The sequence below is a fragment of the Roseomonas rosulenta genome (assembly GCF_016106005.1).
Lineage (GTDB): Bacteria > Pseudomonadota > Alphaproteobacteria > Acetobacterales > Acetobacteraceae > Neoroseomonas > Neoroseomonas rosulenta.
Genome location: NZ_JACADR010000046.1, coordinates 1 through 22,455, shown reverse-complemented (window position 1 = coordinate 22,455; position 22,455 = coordinate 1). Strand labels below are relative to the sequence as shown.

Below are 22,455 nucleotides of genomic sequence, written 5' to 3'. Positions count from 1 at the left end.
CCGCCCGAGGCGGGCGCGGGAGGCAGGGGGGGCGGGGGCGCCGCCTGGGCGGGGGGCGCGGGTGCCGGACGCTCCCAACTGCGGGCGGATGTGGCAGGCGCCGGCTGCGCGGGCGGCGTAGCCCAAGCCGGCGGCGTGCTGGCCGGCGTGGAGGAGACGGCCGGCCGTGCAGCCCGATGGCTGGGCGAAGCCGGCACCGCCTCGCCATCCATGATGCGGCGGTATTCCGGCTCACCCGGCAGAACAACCCGATCCAGCCGGTTGTTGTCGCTGTACCGTGAGTCGCTCGCCGGCTCGACCCGGACCTTGGCGGCGAAGGTGATGCCGTGCAGGTCGGCCAGGCCCCGCAGCATGCGCTTGGCCTTGGCCGCCTCGCTCATGTCCTGCGGATCGAGGCCGAGCGCGCTGTCGATCATCGCCCGAAAGATGCCCTTCGAGATCTTCCAGCCGATCGAGACACCCTGCTCGTCGACCTTGCCGCCGACGACGGTGAAGGTCTGCCAGAACTTGCGACGGATGTGCGGCCCGGCCGCCACCGTGAACTCGCAATCCAGCGTGCGGACGTCGCTCTCGGGGTTTCGCGCCGGCTTGAGCAGACCGCGATCCACCTCGCCCTGACCGTCGAGGCCGCCCTTGCGGATGGCCATGGTCACCTTGGCGAAGCTGCCATCGGGAATGAGGTCGGAGCCGCGCGGCAGCTCGGCATCGTTCATGTCGTACATGGGCATCACCCCTGGGCGCTGGTGTGGGCGTTGATCTTGCGAAGCAGGGCGGCGAGGTCGACCGGCTCGGTCTCGTCGAGGCGGCCGGAGCGGTCTTTCGCGGGCAGGCCGAAGCTGTTGCCGGCGCGGCAGACGAGACGCCGCTCGGTCCCGCGCTCCGGGTCGTAGCGCCAGGCGTCACCCTCGCGGCTGAACAGCCCCATGGTGACGACCTGGTCGACGATACCGGGCAGTTCCCGCGCCGCCTTGCCGCCTTCCATCTGCGGCTGCCAGGTCACCTTGCTGAACTCGTCGGTGACCTTCTCCAAGATGCCGACCATGATTGTGGTCTTGCCCGGCGCATGCTGGAGGTGCTTCAGCAGGCCGATGACTTCGCGCGCGAGCAGGCCATAGGCGCCGCGGGTGTCGGGCTTGCCGGTCTTCTCCGAGAAGGCCTCCGGCCGGAGCTTGGCCCAGGCCATCGCCTGGCGCGTCAGATCGGTGATGCTGTCCAGGAAGACGATCGACTTCCCGGCGAGCAGCCGCACCAGGTCGGGGTGCGCCGCGGCGAGGTGCCGGTAGTGGCCCTCCGAGAAGAAGCCGTTCGGATCGGCGGCCGGATTCACGCCGCCGACGAGACAGGCGATGTCGATGGCGTCCTCGAAGCAGCGCACGGGGATGCTGTCGCCGGGCCAGTCCTGGACCGACTTCATCCCTGCCTCGAGGTCGATGCAGATGGTTTCGGCCGGCGGCAGGGTCTTGAGCTGGGTGGTCTTGCCGACACCGCTGGGGCCGAACAGCGCCAGCGTGGTCTTGTTGGCTGCGCGCGACAGGCGCTCATCGGCGGTAACGATGCGCAGCGCCATCAGCCGTTCCCCCCGAAGGAAGCGGGCGCTGCGGCATGCGGGCTGTCTCGCAACTCGCGCTCGGTGCAGATGGTCAGCCGGTAGGTCGGCTTGCCCGTGCGCACGGTGCGCGCGGGCTCAAACGCATTGCGGATGCGCTCCGGCCAGGCGGCATAGGCGCGCTCGGCCACCTTGAAGCTGACCTCGACATACTCATTGGGATCCTCGCCGCCAACGCGGATCTGCTCGGCGAGCGCGGCCAGCCGGTGCTGGTCCCATTCCACCTTCTTAGGAAGGTCGGCGGTGACCTCGACGTTGCCGTCCTGGAAGCGGACCGTCCCGGTGTCCTTGCCGGCTGCGGCGCGGGCGCCGATGGCGCGCTGCTCGTAGCGCATGGCGATGGCGCCCTCGATCCAGTCCAGCGCCCGCTTCGCGACGTCGAACCGGGAGCGCGCCTCCTCCTGCAGCAGGGTAAGATGCTCCGCAGGGAGGTCGATCACCTGGCCGATCGGCAACAGGCGCATGTCGTCAATCGTCGGGTGGTTGCGGCGGGGGGAGTCCATCACGCCGCCTCCCGGCCGAGCAGGTCGGCCAGCGCGTAGCCGGCGGCGCTGCGGGCGCTCAGCGGTCGCGGCCGGACGACCAGCAGATAGGCGCAGCGCCCTTCGGCGACGCGGCGCTGCACGAGATGACCGAGGCCGGCTTCCGCCATCGCCCAGACGCGCCGCGCGACGGCTTCGAGATCCTCGCGCCGCTCGGGCGACAGCTCGGACGCGACCTTGTCGCGATCGCGGGCGAGCAGGCCGATGTGATAGACGATCGCCTCGCCGGGCGACGCATCGGCGTAGCGGTCGCACAGCCCATTCTCGGTCAGCACGACGTCCAGCAGATCCTCCACGTTCAGCAGGATCTCGTTCGACAGCAATTCGGGGGATGTGAAGCGCACCGTTCGGCTTTCCCTGTCACGCATGGTTCGGCATCTCCTTCTCTACGGAGACGAGGGGTGATTTTTCCCACCGGGGCGGATGCGGCTGCGGACGGTCGCTGCGAGCAGCCGGGCGCATGCCCGACGCCCGCAGCCAGCAGCGCAGGTCTGCGACGGCGCGGTAGAAGGCGGTGGAGGAGCGCGCATCGGCACGCTGCGCGGCGGCGACATCCCCCATCGCAGCGAGCAGGCGCAGCAGCGCCCCTGGCTGCAGGGGCAACTCCGCTGCGACACGGTGCAGGTCGAGGGTCAGGTCCGCATCGGCACAGTCCTGCTGCGTAGCGGACGCCCCTGCCGGGAACTGGTCGAGGTCGAGCGGCAGGCAGGTGACCCGTTGCCGTTGCCGCGCACGCCCTTGGTCGGCGACGACTGTGCGCGCGATCACGCCGGCGAAGGTGCTCCATGCGCCGCGCGCCGGATCGAACTGCGTACGGCGTTCCAGCAGCGCGACCAGGATGTCCTGCCGCAGGTCGTCGCGGTCGGCACGATGGAGGTGCTGGCGCCGGGCGGCGCGCGCCGCCTGGATGGCGGCGGCGGCCAGGGCGACCCGAAGTTCGGGGGCGTCCCACGGGGGTGGATGGCGGGGCGCGTCAGTACGTTGCGCGGGCATTTGATCCTCCTACGGCGCCGGGTGATGGCGACGTCGGGAGGGGGCCACACGGATAGGAGGGCAGTCAGCCTGGAACGGGTAGGTATTCCTGGTCAGAAATTGCCCGGATTTCCTGCCCGCCGCCACATCGTTCTAGTTCAGTAGGTTACGGTCCACCCATCGGGCGACGGACACCGTTTCGGCCATTTATTGACCGGCCTCAGGACAGGACGCTGGACTCAGTCGCGGAGTGGAACATAAACAGAACATCGCGTTACGCAGACGCGCAAACACCTGAGGCGCCCGCCATGTCCGTTTCCCTGTCCTACCCGCATGACCCTTCGTCGAATGCCCCCCGCCCCCTGGCTGCCGAGACCGTCTGGGCAGTCGCGGCGCAACTGCGTCAGGCGGTCGCCCGGCGCGACAGCCCCTGGGCCCTCGACCCGAAGGACCTGGTGGCCGCCGCCACCCGGCTGGAGGTCAATCGGCATCGCGTGGACGTGCATTGGGACTTCGCCCACGCCGTCCATGACGAGGACCGCCAGCCCGTGCTCGGCATCTGCGAGACGGATCCGACCGCGCCGGGCATCGCCCTCGTCTCGATCAACACGGCGCTCCTGACCAATCGCCCGGACCTGATGCTGAGCACCGTGGCGCATGAGCTGGGGCATGTGGTGTTCGACGTCCCCGCCGCCACGCGCCAGCCGGCCCGGCGCTACCGCTCCGTCAGCGCCGGCCCGCATAGCTTCGATGGTGCCACCGTGCGCGAGGAGCGTCGTGCCAATGAGTTCATGGGCGCCCTGCTCGTGCCGCCGGTCCCATTGCATCTGCGCCTGGTGGCCCATGCGCGCGCCGAACGGCTGCGCATGGTCCATGCGCCTCATCATGGCCGTGTCGGCTGCCGGGTGTTGGCCCGTGATACGGCACCGGAGGCAGTGGGCGGCGTCATCTCCGCGCTGGCGGGCGATTTCGGCGTGTCCGACCGCTTCATTGCCGTGCGCCTGCAGCGCTACCGCCTGATCGAGGGAGGCCGGCTGTGAGCTTTGGCAGCATCCTGCGCGAGCGGCGGACCGAGCTCAGCATCGGTCTGACCGACATGGCCGAGCGTCTCGGCATCTCCGCCGCCTATTGGTCGCGCATCGAGCGGGACCTCGAAAGCCCGCCGCGCGACCAGCTCATCGAACGCGCGGCGGCGATTCTCGGTGTGCAGATGGATGACCTGTACGTCGAGGCGAGGCGCCTGCCACCGGACATGCGGCAGGACATGGCGAAGGTGGTGCGGGCCTATCGGCGCCTGCGTGCGATCGAACGGAGGTGATCGTGGCCAAAACGAACCGGCGAAAACCGTACTACACGCTGCGGGAGATCTATGCCCGCTGGGCCATGGATGCCGACGACATCTCCGCCTACGTGCTGGAGGGCGAGCTCTGTCTGTCCCTCCCTGTTGCAGCGCTGCTGATGGAGGTGAGCGACACGCATCGAGCCGCGGATGGGCGGATCCGAGTCGAGCCGAAAGGGCGCCAGCACCAGGTCGGTCCCGTCGATCTGTCGCGCATCGATGCCTATGCAGTCCTGCAGAGCGGTGCGGGCCAGATCGCGCGGTTTCTGAGTCCGGCCGGCGAGCTGCTGGAACCGATCGACGAGGATGGCGAGCGCCACGCGCTGCTCGTGAAGCGGGCCCAGCTGGTCGTTCGGCATGACGAGCTGGAACGCTTCGAGATGGAGCATGATCTCGGTCACGCCAGTGAGCCGCTGCCATCAGCCCCCGTGCCCTCTCGTGCTTGGCTGACGCCAACGGCGCGCGGCGCGCCGCCTCGGCACGATTGGGAGGAGTGTCTCTGCGAGCTCGGTGCGATCGCCCATGACGAGGGCCTACCTGAGACGCAGGCCCCCCTGGTGCGGCGCATGATGGACTGGTTCTCGACCACCTACGGGCCGGAGAACGTGCCGAGCGAGAGCGCGGTGAAGCAGCGAGTCAGCCGGTTCTACCATCGTCTCCGCGGCGACGATCCTCGTAGCGCGGTGCCACCGCCGCCACGCCGCCGCGGACCTGCGCCGGCCCATGGGAAGAACGGTCGCGCGAATACGTAAAGGGGAGGCAGGACAATGCGTGCTGGATCACGATGCCCCTGCCGACCGCCAACGCCTACCTCCCGCCCCACCTCCGCGAGGTCTGCGACATCCTCGCCTGCGGCCTGGTGCGGCTGCGCAGCCGCGCTGCCGAGGATCTCGCGCGGGATGCCGCCCAGATCGAGGAGCATGGAGACGTTCGCCTACACTCGACCGCCAGGCAGCGCCGTCATGCGAACCCCAGGAGAAAGGGAGTCGCATGACCAGACGATCGACCGCGAAGGCGAGGCAGCACGATGCTGCGCCGCCGGCGCCCACCATCCCGAAGGTCCCACCGCCGCAGGTGCTACCGCGACTGGCTGCCCTCAAGACGGCACCGATCGCGCAGCTGAAGCAGCAGTGGCGAGAACTGTTCGGGAAGGAGCCGCCCCCATTCAGCCGCAGCTACATCACCAGCCGGCTCGCCTATCGCATCCAGGAACTCGCCTATGGTGGCCTGAAGCCGGAGACGCGGGCGCGCCTCGAGGCGCTGGGCGAGCAGTTGGACGGCGGGAATGTCGTGTTGCGGCGGATCCGCGCCGACAGCCGCCCGCTGCCTGGCACGCGGCTGATCCGCGAGCATGACGGCGTGCAGCATGTCGTCACCGTCCGCGCCGATGACTTCGAATATGAGGGCCGGCCGTACCGGTCGCTCTCCGCCATCGCGCGGCACATCACCGGCACGCGGTGGAATGGCTGGGCGTTCTTTGGGCTGCGCCAGCCGGGCGGTGGTGCATGAGGCGGAAGGCATCTGGCGGCGATATGATGCCGGCGACCACCAAGAAGCTCCGCTGCGCGGTCTACACCCGGAAGTCCACCGATGAGGGGCTCGACAAGGAGTTCAACACGCTCGATGCGCAGCGCGAGGCCTGCGAGGCGTATGTGGCCAGCCAGCGCGCGGAGGGGTGGACCCTGGTCGGGGACCGATATGACGATGGCGGGTTCTCCGGCGGGACGCTGGAGCGCCCCGCACTGAAGCGGCTGCTGGCGGACATCGAGCAGGGCCTGGTCGACGTCATCGTCGTCTACAAGATCGACCGACTGTCCCGCTCGCTGATGGACTTCGCCAAGTTGGTGGAAACCATGGAGGTGCACGGCGTGACCTTTGTTTCGGTCACCCAGTCCTTCAACACCACCACCAGCATGGGCCGGCTGACGTTGAACATCCTGCTCTCCTTCGCGCAGTTCGAGCGCGAGGTGATCGGGGAGCGGATCCGGGACAAGGTCGCGGCCTCGAAGGCGCGCGGCATGTGGATGGGCGGGAAGGTGCCGCTCGGCTACGACGTCGCCAACCGCAAGCTGGTGGTGAACGAGCCGGAGGCCGCGCGAGTGCGGCGGGTGTTCGAGCTCTTTGTCGAGACCGGCTCAGGGGTCGAGACGGTCCGTCGCCTGCAGGCCGAAGGCGTGACGGGCAAGTCCGGGAAGCGGCTGGACAAGGGCGACGTCTACAAGGCGCTGAACCTGCGGACCTATATCGGCGAGGTCACGCACAAGGGCAACGTGTACCGTGGGGAGCACGAGGCCATCATGCCGCGGGAGCTATGGGATCGGGCGCACGCCATCCTGCAGGTCAGCCCGCGCACCCGTGCCGCGCAAAACCGGCAGCACGCGCCCGCGCTCCTGAAGGGACTGATCTTTGGGATCGATGGCCGCGCGATGTCGCCGACGCACGCGGTGAAGAACGGTCGGCGCTATTGCTATTACGTCGCGCAGCGAGTGCTGAAGGCCGACGCGATTTTGGACGACGGCATCGTGCGACGCGTGTCGGCGGCGCAGATTGAGGGCGCGGTGGTCAGCCAGGTCCGCGCCCTGCTGCGGCAGCCGGAGATCGTGGTCGGCACCTGGCTCGCGGCGCGGCGCGAGGCGCCGGACCTGACCGAATGCGAGGTTCGGGACGCACTGCATCGGCTCGACCCTCTGTGGGGCGAGCTGTTCCCGGCGGAGCATGCGCGGATTGTCCGGGCTCTAGTAGAGCGGGTCGTGGTCGGGCCCGCGGGCGCCGATATCCGCCTCCGCGTGGAGGGTCTGGCCGGGCTGGTTCGAGACCTCACCGCCATCGCGCCCGAAGCGCTGAGGCCCGCCGCGTGACCGCCGCGACCAGCATCACGGTCCGGGTGCCGTTGAAGATCCGGCGGCGGCCGGGGCGGAAGACGGTGGTCACGCCGGTAGCAGAGGAGGGCGGCGATGCCGCCATCCCTACGCGTGCGGACCCGGCGCTGGTGAAAGCGCTGGCGCGGGCGTTTCGGTACCAACGGCTGCTCGACGAGGGACGCTACGCCTCGATCACCGAAATGGCGGCGGCCGAAAGGATCGAGCGGGGTTATCTGGGCAGCCTGCTGAGACTGACTCTGCTTGCTCCTCCATTGGTGGAGAAACTGATGGAGGGGAGGGTGGGGCTCGGTGCGACCCTACCGGAACTGCTCCAGCCATTTCCGGAGATCTGGCAACACCAACACATGTTGCTCGCGCCACAGTGACGTTGGCTCATCCGTCCGCTTTGCGCCCATCGCAGCTGTCCGTATGACGTCGTCGCCCTCCTGACTGCCGTGACAGTAGAGGCGGCCTATGGGCGAGTTTGTAGTAGCAGGAGAACGTCAGGGGCAAAGCCGTGGCCGCAGTGATTGCTGAGTTCGTGCATCTAGGTGACGCGCTTATTCGTGACGGGGCTGTCACCAGCCTATGGCGCAAGAGTAGATAGTCGCGACGGAGTTCCCTAGACTGTACCCGAATCCATCGCGAGAACAATGACGGGCCATCCGTTCAACTCGACCCAGATCACCCGAGCGGGCTTCGAGTATCAGGACCTTCTCGGCATCGGCTTCCTCCTCGACCTCTTCCAGGAGTCCGACCTCTTTGACTGGGTCGCCCTCGACAGTGAGGCGGCAGTTGACGGCGAGAAGCTCGGAGGTTTGGACGACGTGGTCGCCCTTCGCAAGAAGGACGGGGTCCTCCTGCTGCGTCAAGTGAAGTTCACCGTCGACCCCGGGCGGGAGGACCTCGAACTCTCGGTGGATTGGCTCCTGGCCAAGCGAAAGAAGGGGACGTCGAGCCTCCGGAAGTGGTCGGATCGGTTCCTTGATGCCGTGCGCAGAGGGCGTCAGGTCGACGCTGCCCTACTGACGAACCGAATGCCGGACGCCACCCTCTCCGGGGCCATCGAAGATGGGTTCCTAAAGCCCGACAAGGTGCTGCCAGCCGATTGGGCTAGGCTCGTCTCGGAGATTGGCTCGGAGGCGGATGCGCGAACCTTCTTCGCGGCATTCCGGTTCGAGCATTCGCAGCCCTGCATGGACGATCTCGAGAGAACCCTCCGCGATCGCGTCGTGCCGGAGTACACGGATGACGATGGGTGGCAGCGTCTGCGGTCAGCGGTACGCAACTGGTCCATCTCTGCGGGTCGGCCGCGGGCGGGCGGTCACATCCGCTACGACGATCTGAAGGCCCTTCTCTCGACCCGCTGGCCGAAACCTCTCTCACAGGACTTCCGTGTCCCGCAGGACTACGCACCTCCGGATGACGACTTCCATCGCCTATTCCGGGAGCGCGCCGAGCAGCCCGGCACGACCGTCTTGGCTGGTCCTCCCGGTCGGGGGAAGAGCACCTACCTCTCGCATGTCGCGCAGGAACTGGCAGCGGAGTCATGGCCCGTCGTCCGCCATCACTATTTCCTCTCGCTTTCCGACAGCGCGGGGCGATCCCGATACGTCGAGGCGTCCTACTCACTCGTCCACCAAATGATACGCCTCTATCCGGAACTCAGCGTCCAGGATCCGCACAACGAGGATCGACTGCGCGAGACACTGGAAGAGGCGGGGCGGCTGGCCATTGAGGCGGGCAAGGCCCTCGTCGTGATCGTGGATGGCCTCGACCACGTCTGGCGCGACACCGGGGAGAGCCGCCAGCTCGTCCATCTTTTCAACGTTCTGCTGCCACCCCCGCCCGGGGTTTCGATCGTCGCCGGCACCCAGCCGGTGGAGGATGGACATCTGCCGCCGCGGCTGCTTGCTGCCGAGCCAAGGGAGGGCTGGCTCACTCTGCCCCAGATGGGGCCGACTGCGGTACGTCGGTGGGTGGAGCACCAAGCCGATGCTGGGCGTCTGCTTCCCCCGGAGGGCTGGGACCGGTCGGACGCCCTGACGGAGATTGCAGGGGCATTCGAAGAGATCACGGGCGGACATCCCCTGCACCTCGTCTACTCCTTCGAGGCGCTCGTGCAGCGTCATGATCCTGTGTTCCCCCACGACGTGCGCTCCCTTCCCCGATGCCCCGACGGCGACATCCGGCGCTATTACGGAGTCCTTTGGACCGAACTCGGCCCCGACGCGCGGGAGATGATCCACGCCATGGCAGTGACGGGGTTCTCCTGGCCTCGAAACGGCGTGATTGAATGCCTCGGGGGCACGGCGTCCGTCCGCGCGTGGAGTGAGATCTCCCATCTCACGGCGACACGACGGACTGGCACTCAGCCCTTCCACGAAAGCCTAGTCGCTTGGGTGCGGGCCCGTGCCGATTACGCCGAGGCCGAAGGTAGGCTCCTGCCCCGCATCGTCGCCTGGCTCAAGGGAAGGGATGCGGGGGACGCGTGGCGCTGGGGTTGGCTCTGGATCATGCAGGCGCGGCTTGGCGCGCCCGAGGACCTCATCGCGGGGCCTACGCGGCAGTGGGTCATAGACGCCCTCTGTTGCGCCCGCCCCGTGAAGGAGATCGAGCGCGTCATCGATGCGGCGGAGCGAGCGGCATTTGCGAAGGGTGCCTACACGCGGGTGGTTGAACTGCGCTCCCTGCGGGTGCGCTTGCTGAACGGGGGGAAGTTCCAGCTTCAGGAGTTCGCGCCGTTCCTCGAGGCAGCGTTGCGCCTGTCCGGCGACCGCTGGTCCTGTTCCCAGGTGGTCGGCGACTTGCGAGCGACGGACTCCCCGGAGCTAGTGGCTGCGGCACGCATATTCCGGGGCGAGGAGAATGACGTCTGCGCCGCGATCTTCGACGAGTTGAACGATCGCCTGCGGCACCAGGCCGAGTTCGGTCCGGGACGCTCAGGACTGGACCAGGATCTTCCCAAGCTAGTGGCGATGTCGGCTGCAAACATAGCCGGTTTCGACGATTCGCGGGTCGTTCGCTACGTGCGAACTCGCGGCGGTGCAGCAATCTTCCAGGCATTCGTCGATGAGGTTGCAGTCCAGAAAGATTTTGATCGCTTGGTTCGGCTCGCGGGAGACTCGAATCTCAAAGGCTTCCGTCGGTCCATCGTCCTGCACGCCATCGTTCGTCTAGGCATAGTCGAAGGGGTGGACCCCCGAACACGTTCGGATCTCGGCGTTGTATTCGAGGACCCGCTCGGGACGTGCTGGTCGGTGGTGAAGCGGACGGGCGTCCGACGTGTGCCGTCGGCTTCCGGCCCACCCCGGCCCAACATGGGCGATCGCTTTCATTCCCTGAGCAGCATACCCGCATACCTTCATGCCCTGTTCTTCGGCATCGTCGCTGCCGGCCTGACTGCAGAAGGCCCGTCTAGCCCTCGTCGTGAAGGCCCGCTGGCAGGGCGTCCTTGGCTCACCGATGCCATCGCATGGCTTGAGGAGCAGGCGCTGGTTTCAGCCGAGGAAATCGGGAAGGGGAACTGCCCGGGCCTCGAGCAATTCCTTGGCGCAACGATGGACGTGTCGCCTCCACCGCGGAGTGCTCGCTTCGAGGAGCACCAGGACGAGCGTGTCTTTCGGCAGGCGGTCGCTGCCATCGGGGCGGACCTGGAACTGCTGCGGGGCGCTGGAGGCTTGGCCCAGAGTGCCATTATCCAGCTGCTTGATTCCCCTGACGACCGTGCAGCCTGGGTGAGAGCTGCGAGCCGAACTCTTTTCGCGAGAGGCATCCGCCTCTTCGCATCAGATGTAGCTCGGCACGAGATAGAGAAGGATCTCGAGGCTCTCGACCGGAAGGTGACCCAGTTCGACGAGCGGTCGATCGCGTACCTAGATCTCGCCCGCTATGCGATCTTTCATGAACTCGGCGTCGAAGGGGCGAGAGCGTTGCGGACTGCGGCCGGATGCATGCTCGGCTACGGCTACAGGAAGGATCCGGCCATCTTTGAGCTGCTCTACGCGATCAGCGCGAGCCTTCGTGTTGGACTGCCGGAAGCCCAGGGATGGCTCGCGGAGATCGCGCCATCGGTCATGGCGATCAGGATTTACACAGACGGCGACGAAACGCGGCATGCGCGGGGACACTTCGCTGAACTCCTTGCCGAGCATCAGCCGGCGTGGCTCGTCTCCTTGTGCGAGGAGGAGGCTGCGCATGCGAGATGGAGCGATCTCGACGATTCACTCGAGAAGGCCCTTCGAATCGTCCCGTCCGACTCGAAGGTTGGATCGGCTTTCTTCGCGACGTTGGTTTTTCGATCCGAGTTGAAGGCGCTTGAAGCCAGGGCTGAGAAGGGTGAACCGGGTATCGGGGATGCGCTCTCGAGGCAGTTGACTGTGACGGGCGGCATGCCCCTCCCGAGCTACAGACGGGACGGGTACATTGGAAAGTCGTCGGAGGATGCTCCCACGCTCGATCCCGAGGGCCCCTGGCTCGGCGAATTTCCGCCGGACGAATTGGAAAGGTTTCTCGACGAGATCGACGGCTACGGATTCAACTACGATCGCCAGGGTGCGGCCATCGAGGCCTGGTTGAGACACTGGGAGCGCCTGGGGAGAGGCCACGAGGCTGTTTGCACCCTGGTGGAACGGACCCGGCTCGCGAGACACCGCTATCCCGCCGAACGGGGGCTCGACGTCGCTTGCGACGTCGCTCTCCGCGTCTTCGGGAGGGAGGGTGCGTATCCTCTATTCGTGCATACGCACATCTTGAGGCGCGGCTGGGGGACGTGGTGGTCAGGTCGGGAGGAGGCGTTGCGGCGCCTGCGGCGCGTAGCGGAGGTCTACCCGGAACGCTGGGAGGACTTCATCCAACAAACGTCCGCGGGCGACGACAGTCGCCTGGACGATTGGCTCGCGATCGGCACCGACCTGTGGGTCGAGTTCTTCCTCCTCATCGGCCGGCGCGATCTCGCGAGGGCGCTGACCCGATCCATGCTCGACAGCCACCTCCAGGAACTAGCCAACCAGCCGATCCCGGAAGTCCCATGGGCCGTCTCGGTATGATGGCCGAAGACATCGCGTTTCGCTTGCTCTTGACTCGCCTGGACGCCCCAGCCCGCTTGGTTCGGCTTCTCGCGGCGCGTGAGATCGGCGCTCTCCTCGCCCAGGACCGCGATGGCAAACTGCGGTCCCTATATCTCGACTGGTTTTCCCGCCGTCCTTTGGAGTCTTCCTGCGTCGATGCCGCTATCCCAATCGGCCTCTCAGGACCACGGCTTTGGACCGATCTGTCGACGTTCACGCGAGCGGGACGGCCGTCGATCCTGCTCGATATGCTTGCCGGCGAAATGTTCGGTCGCAGACCTGCCTTCCGCCCCTGGCTGAACGCCCACAGTCGGGAGCCGCCGCGCGACTTCGAACCGCCCGAGCACTTTGCGCTCTGGTCATCGAGGCATCTGGCTCCGATCTATATTCGGGTGCTCCGAGATGCCGATCGCCGGACGTCGGAGCCATTCCTCCTTCGTCAGTACGCGTGGGAATATGCTGAACTGAAACGTCTGACGGGCCTGCCGGACGCCGATTTCAGCTACTTCTTCGATGGTGACGACAAGCACATCAGCCAGCACGAGAGCGCCACCTCCGCACTCTACCTGTCTGCGTATCTGCGAGCGATCCACTTCGGTGTGGCCCAGCGCGGCATGCCCCTGACCCTCGCGGAACACGCGGCCAGTTTCGCTCGACCGGCGCACCTACGCCTTGCCTCGGTACGCCCCGGTATGCCCCCGGCCGGCTGGCCGCACTTCGATGATGACCCGACGGCTGACGATTGGCTCGACGTGATTGCGGCGGACGACCCGGGACAGCTCCGGGATGGCGACGAAGAATGGATCGTCGCAGCCGCGTCGGCTCTGGTTCACCAGTCGGACGACCGCTGGATCATGGCTGAAGTCAATTCGGCGTGGACGGCGGGGCCCCTCCCGCACGGTCAGGAGTTGCAGGCGGCATCGGACTTCGAGGTTGGCGGCGATGACGACGCGTTGCTTCCCCAGCGTCTGCGGTATCCAATCTCCCGGCACCAGGCGTCCTTCGGTACATCCGAGAAGCCTTTGGTCACCAACGCCCGAGCCCATCCATTTCCGGGTCGCTGGCACCTGGACGTCATCGATCGCTGCGGCGTAGTTCCCGTTTTGCCCGTTCGCCACGAGCCGATCGAAGTGGAGTTCGAGGCGGACGGGATCTGGTTCCGCCACGAAGGCCGTGCGATCGCCCGCTGGATCCACTGGTATCATCGGTGGACGATGAGCCATCCCGAGGCGCGCACCTTCGCATCCGGGGCAGCGCTCCTCCTGTCCCAGTCGACCGTCGCCCGGATGGAGGCGGAAGCAGGTGTACGTTTCCTGCGCGTTGTGACAGCGACGAGCCATCCCCGTGGCCGTAAGGCCGAGGAACTTATGGCCCGCAGGGTTCGCTGTTCGTGGCCCGTGGACTTCAATCGACAGGGATGCTGATCCTCGAACCTCATACCTCGCTCAAAGACGAGCAGTCTAGGAAGGCCCGCCGCCTGACGGCCGCCTTTCCAGATGTTCCATTCGAACGCGAACCTGCTGATCTCGACCAACGTCGGGCGATGCCGAACGGACCGGCCGGTCTACCCACACGCCGAGCAGGTCATCATCCCCCGCTTCTCCCGCGCCGGCTCTATGACATAGCCGCAGCGCATGCAGTTCGCGCCGTCGTCTGAGGCGTCGAACGGATCTGCTACGCGCCTCGGGAGCGGCGTCGTCGAGACCTCCTTGCGCGGCCGCCCTCGGCCGCGGGGTGCGGCGACATCAGGCGCTTCAGCCACGTTCAGTGATCCAGGCGCCGAGGATGCCTCCTCGGTCACCGCGGGATCCCACGCCGGCATCACATGCGTCGTGGGCGCTATCACAGGGACGCTGACGGGCGCAGGGAGATCGGGCGTCGCAATCGCCCGCTTTGCCTGGAAGCCGCCGTCCCAGGATGCCGCGCGAACGCGTGGGTCCAAGCGCTGCGGGCGATCCGTGCTCCCGCGGCCGGACCGCAGGTGCACGACTTCCACGGTCCGGCTGCCGCCGGTTCCGCTGCGACGCGGAATGCTCAGCGTTTCGCGCCGGTTCGCCGGTTCCGGCTTGTCGTCTTTGAAGCGGGCGAAGACGCGGTCGATGTCGTCCATGGACGTCCAGTATGACGAGGTAAAGCGGCACTTCGGCGCCGCGGATTAGCTTGGTGGTCGATCGACGTTTCGCGGCAAAGCGCGATTGCAGGGGCGATCGATTTACTGAGTTTCGGCGCCAGGGCTCGAAAAACAATACCGTAATTCAACGGCTTAAGCTTGAGGGTAAAATCGGCCTACCCTCAAGGTTTGGAGACTCTCCGCTCTCCGCGGCCGAAATTCGGCGCTGGTTGCGCGTTCGAACCATCAAGGTCCGCGCGCAAAGCACGGCCAAACCTGCGCCTCAGCGCGGTTCCTGACTAGGAGAGACAAGTTGTGAGAGAGAAGAATGGAGCGGGCGAAGGGATTCGAACCCTCGACCCCGACCTTGGCAAGGTCGTGCTCTACCCCTGAGCTACGCCCGCGCTCCGTGCGGGCCGCGCTAATGGCATGGCCCGCAGGCGATTGCAAGCCACCCCAGTGCATCGGCTCGCCGCCCTCTCGACACGCCGCCCCCGACGGCGCGATCCTCCGTCGAACGGCACCTCGCCGGGAGGAAGACGCCATGAACCGCCGCACCGTGCTCGGCCTCGCCGCCGGCACCGTCGCCCTGCCCGCGCTCAGCGCCCGCGGCCAGCCCCTCGACCGCCCGCTGCGCATCGTCGTGCCCTTCGCCCCCGGCGGCACCTCGGACATCCTGGCCCGCATCCTCGCCCCCGACCTCACCCGTGCCTTCGGGCAGGGCGTGGTGGTGGAGAACCGCACCGGTGCGGGCGGCAACATCGGCGCGGACCTGGTCGCGAAATCCCCGCCCGATGGCCACACCCTGCTGCTGATCGATGTCTCGACGCTGGCCACCGCGCCTTCGCTCTACACGCGCCTGCCCTTCGACCTTAAGCGGGACCTCGCACCGGTCACCATGCTGATCTACGCGCCCTACATCCTCGCGGTGCACCCCTCGGTGCCGGTGCGCAACGCCGCCGAACTGGTCGCCTATGCCAAGGCCAACCCGCAGCGGGTCAATGTCGGGCATGCGGGCATCGGCGTGGGCAACCACCTGACCGGGCTGCTGGTGACGCAGCACTGGGGTGCGGACCTCACGCAGGTGCCCTATCGTGGCGGGGCGGCCGCGCTCACCGCCGTCGCAGCGGGAGAGGCCCAGATGATCATCAACGGTGCCACCGCCACCGCCCCCTTCTGCCGCCAGGGCACGCTGCGCCCGATCGCCGTCACCGGCCCTGCACGGCTGCCCGATTTCCCCGACGTGCCCACCTTTGCCGAGCTCGGCTGGCCGGCTGCGCAATCCGGCACCTGGCAGGGCGTGCTCGCGCAGGGCGGCACGCCGCCGGCCATGGTCAACCGCCTCGCCACCGACATCCGCGCCGCCATGGCGCTGCCCGCCACGGCCGAGCGCATCGCAGCACTCGGCGCCGTCAACAAGGTGGAGGGGCCCGACAGCTTCCGCACCTGGCTCGATGCCGAGATCGAGGTCTGGGCCGCCGTGGTGCGCGCCAACAACATCCGCCTGGACTGAATGCCGGAAACCCCCGAGGGCCTGCTCGCCCGCCTCGCCGCCGCCGGAATCGCCGCCGAGACCCGCCACCACCCGCCCGTCTTCACCGTGGTGGAGAGCCGGTCCCTGCGCGGCAGCCTGCCCGGCGGGCACACGAAGAACCTGTTCCTGAAGCCCGCGAAGAGCGACGGCCCCTTCCTGCTCGCGACGCTCGAGGAGGAACGCCAGGTCTCGGTCAACGCCCTCGGGCGACTCGCCGGCGCCGGCAAGGTGACGATGGCAAGCGCGGAGGAGCTGGTCGCCACCCTCGGCGTTCCCCCCGGCTCGGTCACGCCTTTCGGCCTGGTCAATGCCACGCCCGGCACGGTGCGCTTCGCGATGGACCGGCACCTGGCGCAGGGCTTCGAGCGAATCTGGGTGCATCCCCTGACCAACGCCGCCAGCACCGGCCTTGCGCCGGCCGACCTGTTGCGCTTCCTGGCCGGCTGCGGGCATGAGGCCGCGCTGTTGGACTTCGGCTGACGCGGCGCGGGCTTCCCAGGCGCCCCGCCGCCGGCCTACACGCCTTGCGTCGCGCCCCGGACGGCGCATCTATGCGCGAAGACTTGAGGAATGCCCCCCATGGAAGTTCTCTTCGACCCTGCCCGCCAGAACGCCGCGCCCGGCGCCGCCGCCGACGGCGTCATCAAGGATGGCGACCAGAAGACCTTTATGCAGGATGTCGTCGAGGCATCCCGCGAGGTCCCCGTCCTGGTCGATTTCTGGGCGACCTGGTGCGGCCCGTGCAAGACGCTGACCCCGGCGCTGGAGAAGGTGACGAAGGCCGCCGGCGGCCGCGTCCGGCTGGTCAAGATCGACATCGACAAGAACCGCCAGCTGGTCGCGCAGCTCACCCAGATGGGGCTGCCGCTGCAGTCGGTGCCGACCGTGGTGGCCTTCTGGCAGGGCCAGATCCTCGACCTGTTCCAGGGTGCGTTGCCGGAATCCGAGGTGAAGCGCTTCGTCGAGGGGCTGCTCAAGGCCGCCGGCGGGCAGATGCCGGGTGCGGACCTCATGGCCGAGGCCGAGGCCGCCGTCGCCGCCGGCGACCATGCCGCGGCGCTCGAGCTGTTCGGCGCGCTGTCGCAGCAGGAACCGGAGAACGCCAAGGCGCTGGCCGGCGTCGCCCGCGCGCTGCTGGCACTGGGCGAGGAAGACCAGGCGATCGCCGTGCTCGACAGCGCGCCCGACAAGATCAAGGCCTCTGCCGAGCTCACGGCCGCGCGCAGCGCGATTGAGCTTGAGATCGAAGGGCGCCGCGCGAAGGCCATGCTGGCCGAATTCGAGAATCGCCTGGCCGCCGACGCCGACGACCATGCCGCACGCATCGACCTTGCGATCGCGCTGAACGCCGCGGGCAATCGCGAGGGCGCGGTCGATGCGCTGATCGAGGCGATCCGCCGCGACCGCGCCTGGAACGAGGAGGCCGCCCGGAAGCAGCTGCTGAAGTTCTTCGAGGCCTGGGGCTTCGACGATCCCGCCAGCAAGGCGGGCCGGCGCAAGCTCTCCGCCCTGTTGTTCCGCTGAGGGGGCACCAGGCGTCGATGCCCCCCTTCCATCCGCGCCTGGCCGACCTGCCGCGAGAGGTCGCGGTCTTCCCGCTCTCCGGCGCGTTGCTTCTGCCGCAGGGCCGCCTGCCGCTCAACATCTTCGAACCGCGCTACCTCGCCATGACCATGGACAGCCTGGCCAACGGCCGGATGTTTGGGATGGTGCAGGCCGATGCGCGTGCGCCGAAGGGGCCGACCGGGCCGGGGCTGTACCGCATCGGCTGCCTCGGGCGCCTGTCCTCCTTCAGCGAGACGGAGGACGGGCGGCTGCTGATCACCCTGACCGGCCTGCTGCGCTTTCGCATCGCCGAGGAACTGCCCCTCGCGCCCGGCGGCTATCGCCGGATCCGTGCCGACTACGGCGAATTCGCCGCCGACCTCGTGGTGCCCGAGGCCGGCGAGGAGACCCCGCCCGCGGTCGACCGGGCCGAGCTGCTCGGCGCGCTGCGCCCCTATTTCCGCGCCCGCGGCATCGAGGCGAACTGGGATGCGGTGGAGCAGACCGCCGACGACATGCTGGTCACCACTCTCTCCATGGTCTGCCCCTTCGACGTGCCCGAGAAGCAAGCGCTGCTGGAGGCGCCCGATTGCGGCGAGCGCGCCCGCATGCTGGTGGCGCTGATGCGCATGGGCGCGGCGGCCAACGCTTCGCCCCCCGACGGGCGGCCGAGCTAATCCACCCGCCAGGGGCGCGCCTGCCGCGCGGCCCTGGCGCCTACCACCCCAAGGGGCCCGCGCGGCCCCGGCGAAGCAGGACGAACACGCATGTCCGAGACATCCCCGCAGGGCGGCACGGTCGATCCCCGCCTGCTGGAAATCCTGGTCTGCCCGGTCACCAAGGGCCCGCTTCGCTACGATCGCGAGAAGGGCGAGCTGGTCAGCGAGCGCGCCGGCCTCGCCTACCCGATCCGCGACGGCATCCCGATCATGCTGCCGGACGAGGCGCGCAAGCTCGACGCCTGAGCGCATGTCTGCGGCACCGACGGAACTGCGCCTCAAGCGCGCCGAGCAGCTTCTGGAGGTCGCCTGGCCCGATGGCGCGCGCCATCGCCTGCCGGCCGAATACCTGCGCGTCGAGAGCCCGAGCGCCGAGGTGCAGGGCCATGGCCCGGGGCAGAAGGTAATCGTCGCGGGGCGGCGCCATGTCGGCATCCTGCGCGTCGAACCAGTCGGGAACTACGCGGTGCGCATCGTCTTCGACGACCTGCACGACACGGGCATCTACTCCTGGGACTACCTGCGCACCCTCGGTGCCGAACAGGAGGCGCGCTGGTCGGCCTACCTCGCGGAACTCGGCGCGCGCGGGCTGTCGCGCGACCCGCCGCGGCGCGCCTGAGGCGGGGCGATGGACGACGTGTTCCGGCGTGACGGCGGCGGCGGTGGCCGCCCGCATGCGCGCAACGTGCTCGGCGGCGTGCTGCTGCCCTGCTCGGTGGCGCCGCTGACCGGCTTCTTCCGCGACGGCTGCTGCAACACCGACGCGCAGGACCACGGCCTGCACGTGGTCTGTGCCGAGGTCAGCGCGGAGTTCCTCGCCTTCAGCCAGGCGGTCGGCAACGACCTCTCGACGCCGCGGCCGGAATACGGCTTCGCCGGCCTCAGGCCCGGCGACCGCTGGTGCCTCTGCGCGGCGCGGTGGGAGGAAGCCCGCCGGGCCGGCGTCGCACCCCCCGTTCTGCTGGAGGCGACGCACGAGGCGGCGCTGCGGGTGACCACGCTGGCGCATCTCGAGGCGCACGCGATCGGGCGGGACTGAGCCGGGCGCTTACGCCGCCGGCACCGAGGGCAGCGCCCGGCGCGGCCGCTGCGCGGCGATGCGCGTGAGCACCGTCTCGACGTCATAAGGCTTGCCGATGATCTCGAACTCGCCGGCGCCACCATGCTCGGCCAGCGCCTCCGCCGCATAGCCGGAGGCCAGCAGCACGCCGATGGACGGGCGCAGCCTGCGCGCCTCGCGCGCCAGGTCCACGCCTGTCATCCCCCCGGGCATCACCACGTCCGAGAACAGGATGTCGGCCTGCGCGCCTTCCTTCAGCAGCGCCAGGGCGGTCGGTCCGTCGGGGGCGGCCAGTACCGCGAAGCCGGCATCCTGCAGCATGTCGACCGCCACGGCGCGCACCGCGGGTTCGTCCTCGACCACCAGCACCGACCAGCCGACGCCCGAATTCGCCTGGATGCGCGGCGGCGGCGCGGTGCCTCCCACCGCCTCCTCGGTCGCGGAGCCGAGCGGCAGGTAAAGCGTGACCGTGGTGCCGCGCCCCGGCGTCGACTGGATCGCGACATGCCCCCCGATCTGGCGCACGAAGCCGAAGACCTGCGACAGGCCGAGCCCGGTGCCCTGGCCCGGGCCCTTGGTGGTGAAGAAAGGCTCGAAGGCGCGCTCGCGCACCTCCGGCGGCATGCCGGTGCCGGTGTCGCGCACCTCGATCGCCACATAGGGGCCGGGCTGCGCCTCGGCGTTGCCGGCCAGGGCCTGTTCCTGTAGCCAGGCGCGCCGCGTCAGCACGCGCAGCTTGCCCCCGCGCGGCATGGCGTCGCGCGCATTGATCGCGAGGTTGAGCAGCGCCGCCTCGAGCTGCGCCGCATCCGCGCTGCAGGCCGGCAGCTTCTGGTCGAGCGCGAGCTCGACCGACACGCTCTCGTCCAGCGCGCGGCGCAGCAGCGGCATGAAGTCCCGCAGCAGCGCATTGGCATCGACATTGGTGAGCGTCAGCGGCTGGCGCCGCGCGAAGGCCAGCAGGCTGGCATTGAGCCGTGCGCCGCGGTCCACCGCCGTGACGGTCGCCGCCAGCAGGCGCTTGGTGCGCTCGTCCGCGCGCGATCCGAGATGGCGCTCGAGCGCGCGCGCCGTGCCCAGGATGGCGGTGAGCAGGTTGTTGAAGTCGTGCGCGACGCCGCCGGTTAGCCGCCCAAGTCCTTCCATGCGCTGGGCGTTGCGCAGGCTCTCCTCCGCGACCTCGCGCCGCGCGATCTCGGCGCGCAGCTCGGCCGCGTTCGCCTGGAGCCGCTCGAGCGTCTCGGTTCCGGTGCGCACGCCGATCCAGATGCGCCAGCCGGCGAACAGCAGCGTCAGCGCCAGCCCCATCGCCAGGGCGGCATTGGCGCTGGACTGCACGACCATCGTCGACTCCACCTGCGTGAGCGGCACGGCGTATGCGACGAACAGCGGCAGGTCGCCGACCCGCTGCCAGGCGACCAGCTGGGCTGCGCCGTCGCCGAAGGGGTCTGCGACGATCGGCCGCGTGTCGCCCTGCGCGATGGCGAGGCGCAGCGGGTCGCGCTGCGCCAGCGTGCCGAGCGGTCCCCCACCCTGGCGCAGCAGGGTCAGCCCATCCCAGCGCAGCAGCGCAAAGCGCCCATTCGGCCCGGCGAGCCGGCTCCATTCGGACAGGAATGCCTCGGCCTTCAGGACGCCCAGCAGCGCGCCGTCGGGCGGGCGGCCCTCAGGCGCGCGGCCGCGCGCCATGAGCACGGCCGCGCCCTCACCGAAGATCTCGCGTGGCGCGGGGTCGAAGACCAGGCCTCGCAGCCCCTCGCGGAGTGCGCGGATGCTCTCGAGGCCCGACAGGTCCGCCAGCGGCGCGGGTTCGGCCCTGCCGGACACCATGGCGCGCCCGTCGGGGCGCACCAGCACCAGCGTCATGTCGTCGGGCTGCTGGTTCTCGATGCGCCGCAGGTCGCCCTGCAACGCCGCGCGGCGCGCCTGGATCTGCGCCCAGGTGAGGCCGGCCGTGGCATCGTCGACCCGGTCGATCGCCGCGCTGGCCACCTGGACCACCCGCAGCGCATGCTCGCGCGCGATGGCCGCCGCGGCGCTGACGCGGCGCTGCGCGTCATCGCCCGCATAGGCGCGGTCCTGAACGGTCAGCATGGCCATCAGCGCCAGCGGAATGGCGATCGCCAGCAACAGCACGATCACCGCGGAGACCGGCGGCGGCCTGGTGCGTCCTGTGCGGGGTGCCGCCGTATTCAACCGGGATCGTCCTCGAGCATCGCGGCGCTGCGCGTCATCCGGGCGCGGCCTGCGCGGGGGTGGCGTGCCGACGATGTCGGCAGCCGGCAACAGCCCCGCAGCCGGAGCACCGCTGCGCAAGGGGAACAGGCTGCCGCATCCGGCGGGCGGCGATCAAGACCTCGTTACGATTGTATCACTCCGCCGGAAGCGCGGCGAGGCGCCGCCGGCGGCGCAGGCGCCACTCCTGTGCGAGCGCCATGATGGAGGTGAGCAGCATGAACCCCGCCGCGGCGAAGAAGACCAGGCGTGGCTGCCCGCCATCGAGCAGCCAGCCGAACAGCGGCGGCCCGACCATGCCGCCCAGGTTGAAGCCGGTCGAGACGATGCCGAACACCGCGCCGGCCTGGCCCGGCGGCGCCGCCGCGCGCACCAGCATGTCGCGCGAAGGCATGATCATGCCAGAGAGGAACCCCGCGGCGGCCATGACCGGCACCAGGATCACGCCGGGCACGGCACCGCCACCCACCAGCAGCACAAGCGCGGCGGCGGACCCGAATCCGCCCGCCGCCACCAACCCATGGTTGTGCGTACGGTCGGCGACGATGCCGCCGAACAGCACGCCGCCGGCACTCGCGAACAGGAATGCGGTCAGCGCCGCATTCGCCAGGGTGAGCGACAGGCCCTGGCCATCCACCCAGGCCGCGACCGAGAAGTTCTGGATGGCGCCGTTCGCCAGCGCCAGAGTGACGAAGAACAGCGTCATCGCCAGCACCGCCGGCGAGAGCACGGCGCGCACGCCGCCCCCCGCAGCCCCCGCCTTGGCCGCGACGGGGCGGGGTGCCGCCGCCGGCGCGCGGCCGAACAGCAGCGGCAGCGCCGCGAATGGGCCGAGCAGCCTCGCCGCGTTCAGCGCGCCCGAC

General features: G+C 68.9%; 23 protein-coding genes and 1 tRNA gene. 15 read left to right on the top strand and 9 right to left on the bottom strand.

The window, feature by feature from the left end; all coding sequences use genetic code 11:
* The 5 genes from HW578_RS08685 to HW578_RS08665 form a co-directional block, all read right to left on the bottom strand.
* Positions 1-713: hypothetical protein (locus tag HW578_RS08685; protein ID WP_232478799.1), on the bottom strand; the 713-nt coding region annotated here is incomplete at its 3' end.
* Between the two features lie 14 nt (positions 714-727).
* Positions 728-1,567, bottom strand: coding sequence for an ATP-binding protein (locus tag HW578_RS08680; protein ID WP_198370156.1), 840 nt, complete (start codon positions 1,565-1,567; stop codon positions 728-730).
* Positions 1,567-2,109 (bottom strand): hypothetical protein, encoded by a 543-nt coding sequence (locus HW578_RS08675; RefSeq protein WP_198370155.1) that lies wholly within the window; start codon positions 2,107-2,109, stop codon positions 1,567-1,569. Before HW578_RS08675 ends, HW578_RS08680 begins: the two co-directional genes overlap by 1 nt.
* Positions 2,109-2,516 carry a hypothetical protein gene (locus HW578_RS08670; RefSeq protein WP_198370154.1) on the bottom strand — a complete coding sequence of 136 codons (408 nt, stop codon included), beginning with the start codon at positions 2,514-2,516 and terminating at the stop codon, positions 2,109-2,111. The genes HW578_RS08675 and HW578_RS08670 overlap by 1 nt, the downstream gene beginning before the upstream one ends.
* Positions 2,509-3,141, bottom strand: a complete 633-nt coding sequence (locus HW578_RS08665) for a sigma factor (RefSeq protein WP_198370153.1) — start codon at positions 3,139-3,141, stop codon at positions 2,509-2,511. The genes HW578_RS08670 and HW578_RS08665 overlap by 8 nt, the downstream gene beginning before the upstream one ends.
* Before the next feature lie 287 nt (positions 3,142-3,428).
* Here HW578_RS08665 and HW578_RS08660 point away from each other — a divergent pair, with 287 nt between their 5' ends.
* From HW578_RS08660 to HW578_RS08625, 8 genes are all read left to right on the top strand, one after another.
* Entirely contained in the window at positions 3,429-4,160 is a 732-nt protein-coding gene (locus HW578_RS08660; RefSeq protein ID WP_198370152.1) for an ImmA/IrrE family metallo-endopeptidase, read from the top strand.
* Entirely contained in the window at positions 4,157-4,438 is a 282-nt protein-coding gene (locus HW578_RS08655) for a helix-turn-helix domain-containing protein (protein ID WP_198370151.1), read from the top strand. Before HW578_RS08660 ends, HW578_RS08655 begins: the two co-directional genes overlap by 4 nt.
* A gap of 2 nt (positions 4,439-4,440) precedes the next feature.
* Positions 4,441-5,211 carry a hypothetical protein gene (locus tag HW578_RS08650; protein ID WP_198370150.1) on the top strand — a complete coding sequence of 257 codons (771 nt, stop codon included), beginning with the start codon at positions 4,441-4,443 and terminating at the stop codon, positions 5,209-5,211.
* 238 nt (positions 5,212-5,449) lie between these two features.
* Positions 5,450-5,968 carry a DUF2924 domain-containing protein gene (locus tag HW578_RS08645; protein WP_198370149.1) on the top strand — a complete coding sequence of 173 codons (519 nt, stop codon included), beginning with the start codon at positions 5,450-5,452 and terminating at the stop codon, positions 5,966-5,968.
* Between the two features lie 26 nt (positions 5,969-5,994).
* Positions 5,995-7,317 (top strand): recombinase family protein, encoded by a 1,323-nt coding sequence (locus tag HW578_RS08640; RefSeq protein ID WP_232478798.1) that lies wholly within the window; start codon positions 5,995-5,997, stop codon positions 7,315-7,317.
* Positions 7,314-7,706, top strand: a complete 393-nt coding sequence (locus tag HW578_RS08635) for a hypothetical protein (protein ID WP_198370147.1) — start codon at positions 7,314-7,316, stop codon at positions 7,704-7,706. Before HW578_RS08640 ends, HW578_RS08635 begins: the two co-directional genes overlap by 4 nt.
* 267 nt (positions 7,707-7,973) lie before the next feature.
* Positions 7,974-12,368, top strand: coding sequence for an NACHT domain-containing protein (locus HW578_RS08630; RefSeq protein ID WP_198370146.1), 4,395 nt, complete (start codon positions 7,974-7,976; stop codon positions 12,366-12,368).
* The gene (locus HW578_RS08625; protein ID WP_198370145.1) at positions 12,350-13,813 is read left to right on the top strand and encodes a hypothetical protein; all 1,464 of its coding nucleotides are present in this window, start codon (positions 12,350-12,352) and stop codon (positions 13,811-13,813) included. The genes HW578_RS08630 and HW578_RS08625 overlap by 19 nt, the downstream gene beginning before the upstream one ends.
* A 140-nt stretch (positions 13,814-13,953) precedes the next feature.
* Here HW578_RS08625 and HW578_RS08620 read toward each other — a convergent pair whose 3' ends face one another.
* Together HW578_RS08620 and HW578_RS08615 are read right to left on the bottom strand one after the other, a co-directional pair.
* On the bottom strand, positions 13,954-14,499 hold the full coding sequence (locus HW578_RS08620) for a hypothetical protein (protein WP_198370144.1): 546 nt from the start codon (positions 14,497-14,499) through the stop codon (positions 13,954-13,956).
* 329 nt (positions 14,500-14,828) lie between these two features.
* Positions 14,829-14,903, bottom strand: a tRNA-Gly gene (locus HW578_RS08615).
* A gap of 140 nt (positions 14,904-15,043) precedes the next feature.
* On the opposite strand from HW578_RS08615, the gene HW578_RS08610 reads away from it, so the two are divergent.
* The 7 genes from HW578_RS08610 to HW578_RS08580 all read left to right on the top strand — a co-directional run bounded on the left by HW578_RS08610 (position 15,044) and on the right by HW578_RS08580 (position 19,336).
* Positions 15,044-16,012 carry a Bug family tripartite tricarboxylate transporter substrate binding protein gene (locus HW578_RS08610; RefSeq protein WP_198370143.1) on the top strand — a complete coding sequence of 323 codons (969 nt, stop codon included), beginning with the start codon at positions 15,044-15,046 and terminating at the stop codon, positions 16,010-16,012.
* Positions 16,013-16,513, top strand: a complete 501-nt coding sequence (locus HW578_RS08605; protein WP_198370142.1) for a prolyl-tRNA synthetase associated domain-containing protein — start codon at positions 16,013-16,015, stop codon at positions 16,511-16,513.
* 99 nt (positions 16,514-16,612) lie between these two features.
* Positions 16,613-17,557 carry a tetratricopeptide repeat protein gene (locus HW578_RS08600; RefSeq protein WP_198370141.1) on the top strand — a complete coding sequence of 315 codons (945 nt, stop codon included), beginning with the start codon at positions 16,613-16,615 and terminating at the stop codon, positions 17,555-17,557.
* 17 nt (positions 17,558-17,574) lie between these two features.
* Positions 17,575-18,255: an LON peptidase substrate-binding domain-containing protein gene (locus tag HW578_RS08595; protein ID WP_198370140.1), complete on the top strand. Its 681-nt coding sequence runs from the start codon at positions 17,575-17,577 to the stop codon at positions 18,253-18,255.
* A gap of 90 nt (positions 18,256-18,345) precedes the next feature.
* Positions 18,346-18,543, top strand: coding sequence for a Trm112 family protein (locus tag HW578_RS08590; protein WP_198370139.1), 198 nt, complete (start codon positions 18,346-18,348; stop codon positions 18,541-18,543).
* Between the two features lie 4 nt (positions 18,544-18,547).
* Positions 18,548-18,916: a gamma-butyrobetaine hydroxylase-like domain-containing protein gene (locus HW578_RS08585; RefSeq protein ID WP_198370138.1), complete on the top strand. Its 369-nt coding sequence runs from the start codon at positions 18,548-18,550 to the stop codon at positions 18,914-18,916.
* A 9-nt stretch (positions 18,917-18,925) separates the two neighbouring features.
* Positions 18,926-19,336 carry a DUF2237 family protein gene (locus tag HW578_RS08580; protein WP_198370137.1) on the top strand — a complete coding sequence of 137 codons (411 nt, stop codon included), beginning with the start codon at positions 18,926-18,928 and terminating at the stop codon, positions 19,334-19,336.
* 9 nt (positions 19,337-19,345) lie between these two features.
* Here the strand turns inward: HW578_RS08580 and HW578_RS08575 are convergent, their stop codons facing one another.
* Entirely contained in the window at positions 19,346-21,499 is a 2,154-nt protein-coding gene (locus HW578_RS08575; protein WP_198370136.1) for an ATP-binding protein, read from the bottom strand.
* A gap of 229 nt (positions 21,500-21,728) precedes the next feature.
* Positions 21,729-22,455: MFS transporter (locus tag HW578_RS08570; protein WP_198370135.1), on the bottom strand; the 727-nt coding region annotated here is incomplete at its 5' end.

Coding starts and splice junctions, on each gene's coding strand:
- HW578_RS08680 (WP_198370156.1), bottom strand. CDS start 1,567: ATGGCGCTGCGCATCGTTACCGCCGATGAGCGCCTGTCGCGCGCAGCC.
- HW578_RS08675 (WP_198370155.1), bottom strand. CDS start 2,109: ATGGACTCCCCCCGCCGCAACCACCCGACGATTGACGACATGCGCCTG.
- HW578_RS08670 (WP_198370154.1), bottom strand. CDS start 2,516: ATGCGTGACAGGGAAAGCCGAACGGTGCGCTTCACATCCCCCGAATTG.
- HW578_RS08665 (WP_198370153.1), bottom strand. CDS start 3,141: ATGCCCGCGCAACGTACTGACGCGCCCCGCCATCCACCCCCGTGGGAC.
- HW578_RS08660 (WP_198370152.1), top strand. CDS start 3,429: ATGTCCGTTTCCCTGTCCTACCCGCATGACCCTTCGTCGAATGCCCCC.
- HW578_RS08645 (WP_198370149.1), top strand. CDS start 5,450: ATGACCAGACGATCGACCGCGAAGGCGAGGCAGCACGATGCTGCGCCG.
- HW578_RS08640 (WP_232478798.1), top strand. CDS start 5,995: ATGCCGGCGACCACCAAGAAGCTCCGCTGCGCGGTCTACACCCGGAAG.
- HW578_RS08630 (WP_198370146.1), top strand. CDS start 7,974: ATGACGGGCCATCCGTTCAACTCGACCCAGATCACCCGAGCGGGCTTC.
- HW578_RS08625 (WP_198370145.1), top strand. CDS start 12,350: ATGGGCCGTCTCGGTATGATGGCCGAAGACATCGCGTTTCGCTTGCTC.
- HW578_RS08620 (WP_198370144.1), bottom strand. CDS start 14,499: ATGGACGACATCGACCGCGTCTTCGCCCGCTTCAAAGACGACAAGCCG.
- HW578_RS08610 (WP_198370143.1), top strand. CDS start 15,044: ATGAACCGCCGCACCGTGCTCGGCCTCGCCGCCGGCACCGTCGCCCTG.
- HW578_RS08605 (WP_198370142.1), top strand. CDS start 16,013: ATGCCGGAAACCCCCGAGGGCCTGCTCGCCCGCCTCGCCGCCGCCGGA.
- HW578_RS08600 (WP_198370141.1), top strand. CDS start 16,613: ATGGAAGTTCTCTTCGACCCTGCCCGCCAGAACGCCGCGCCCGGCGCC.
- HW578_RS08595 (WP_198370140.1), top strand. CDS start 17,575: ATGCCCCCCTTCCATCCGCGCCTGGCCGACCTGCCGCGAGAGGTCGCG.
- HW578_RS08590 (WP_198370139.1), top strand. CDS start 18,346: ATGTCCGAGACATCCCCGCAGGGCGGCACGGTCGATCCCCGCCTGCTG.
- HW578_RS08585 (WP_198370138.1), top strand. CDS start 18,548: ATGTCTGCGGCACCGACGGAACTGCGCCTCAAGCGCGCCGAGCAGCTT.
- HW578_RS08580 (WP_198370137.1), top strand. CDS start 18,926: ATGGACGACGTGTTCCGGCGTGACGGCGGCGGCGGTGGCCGCCCGCAT.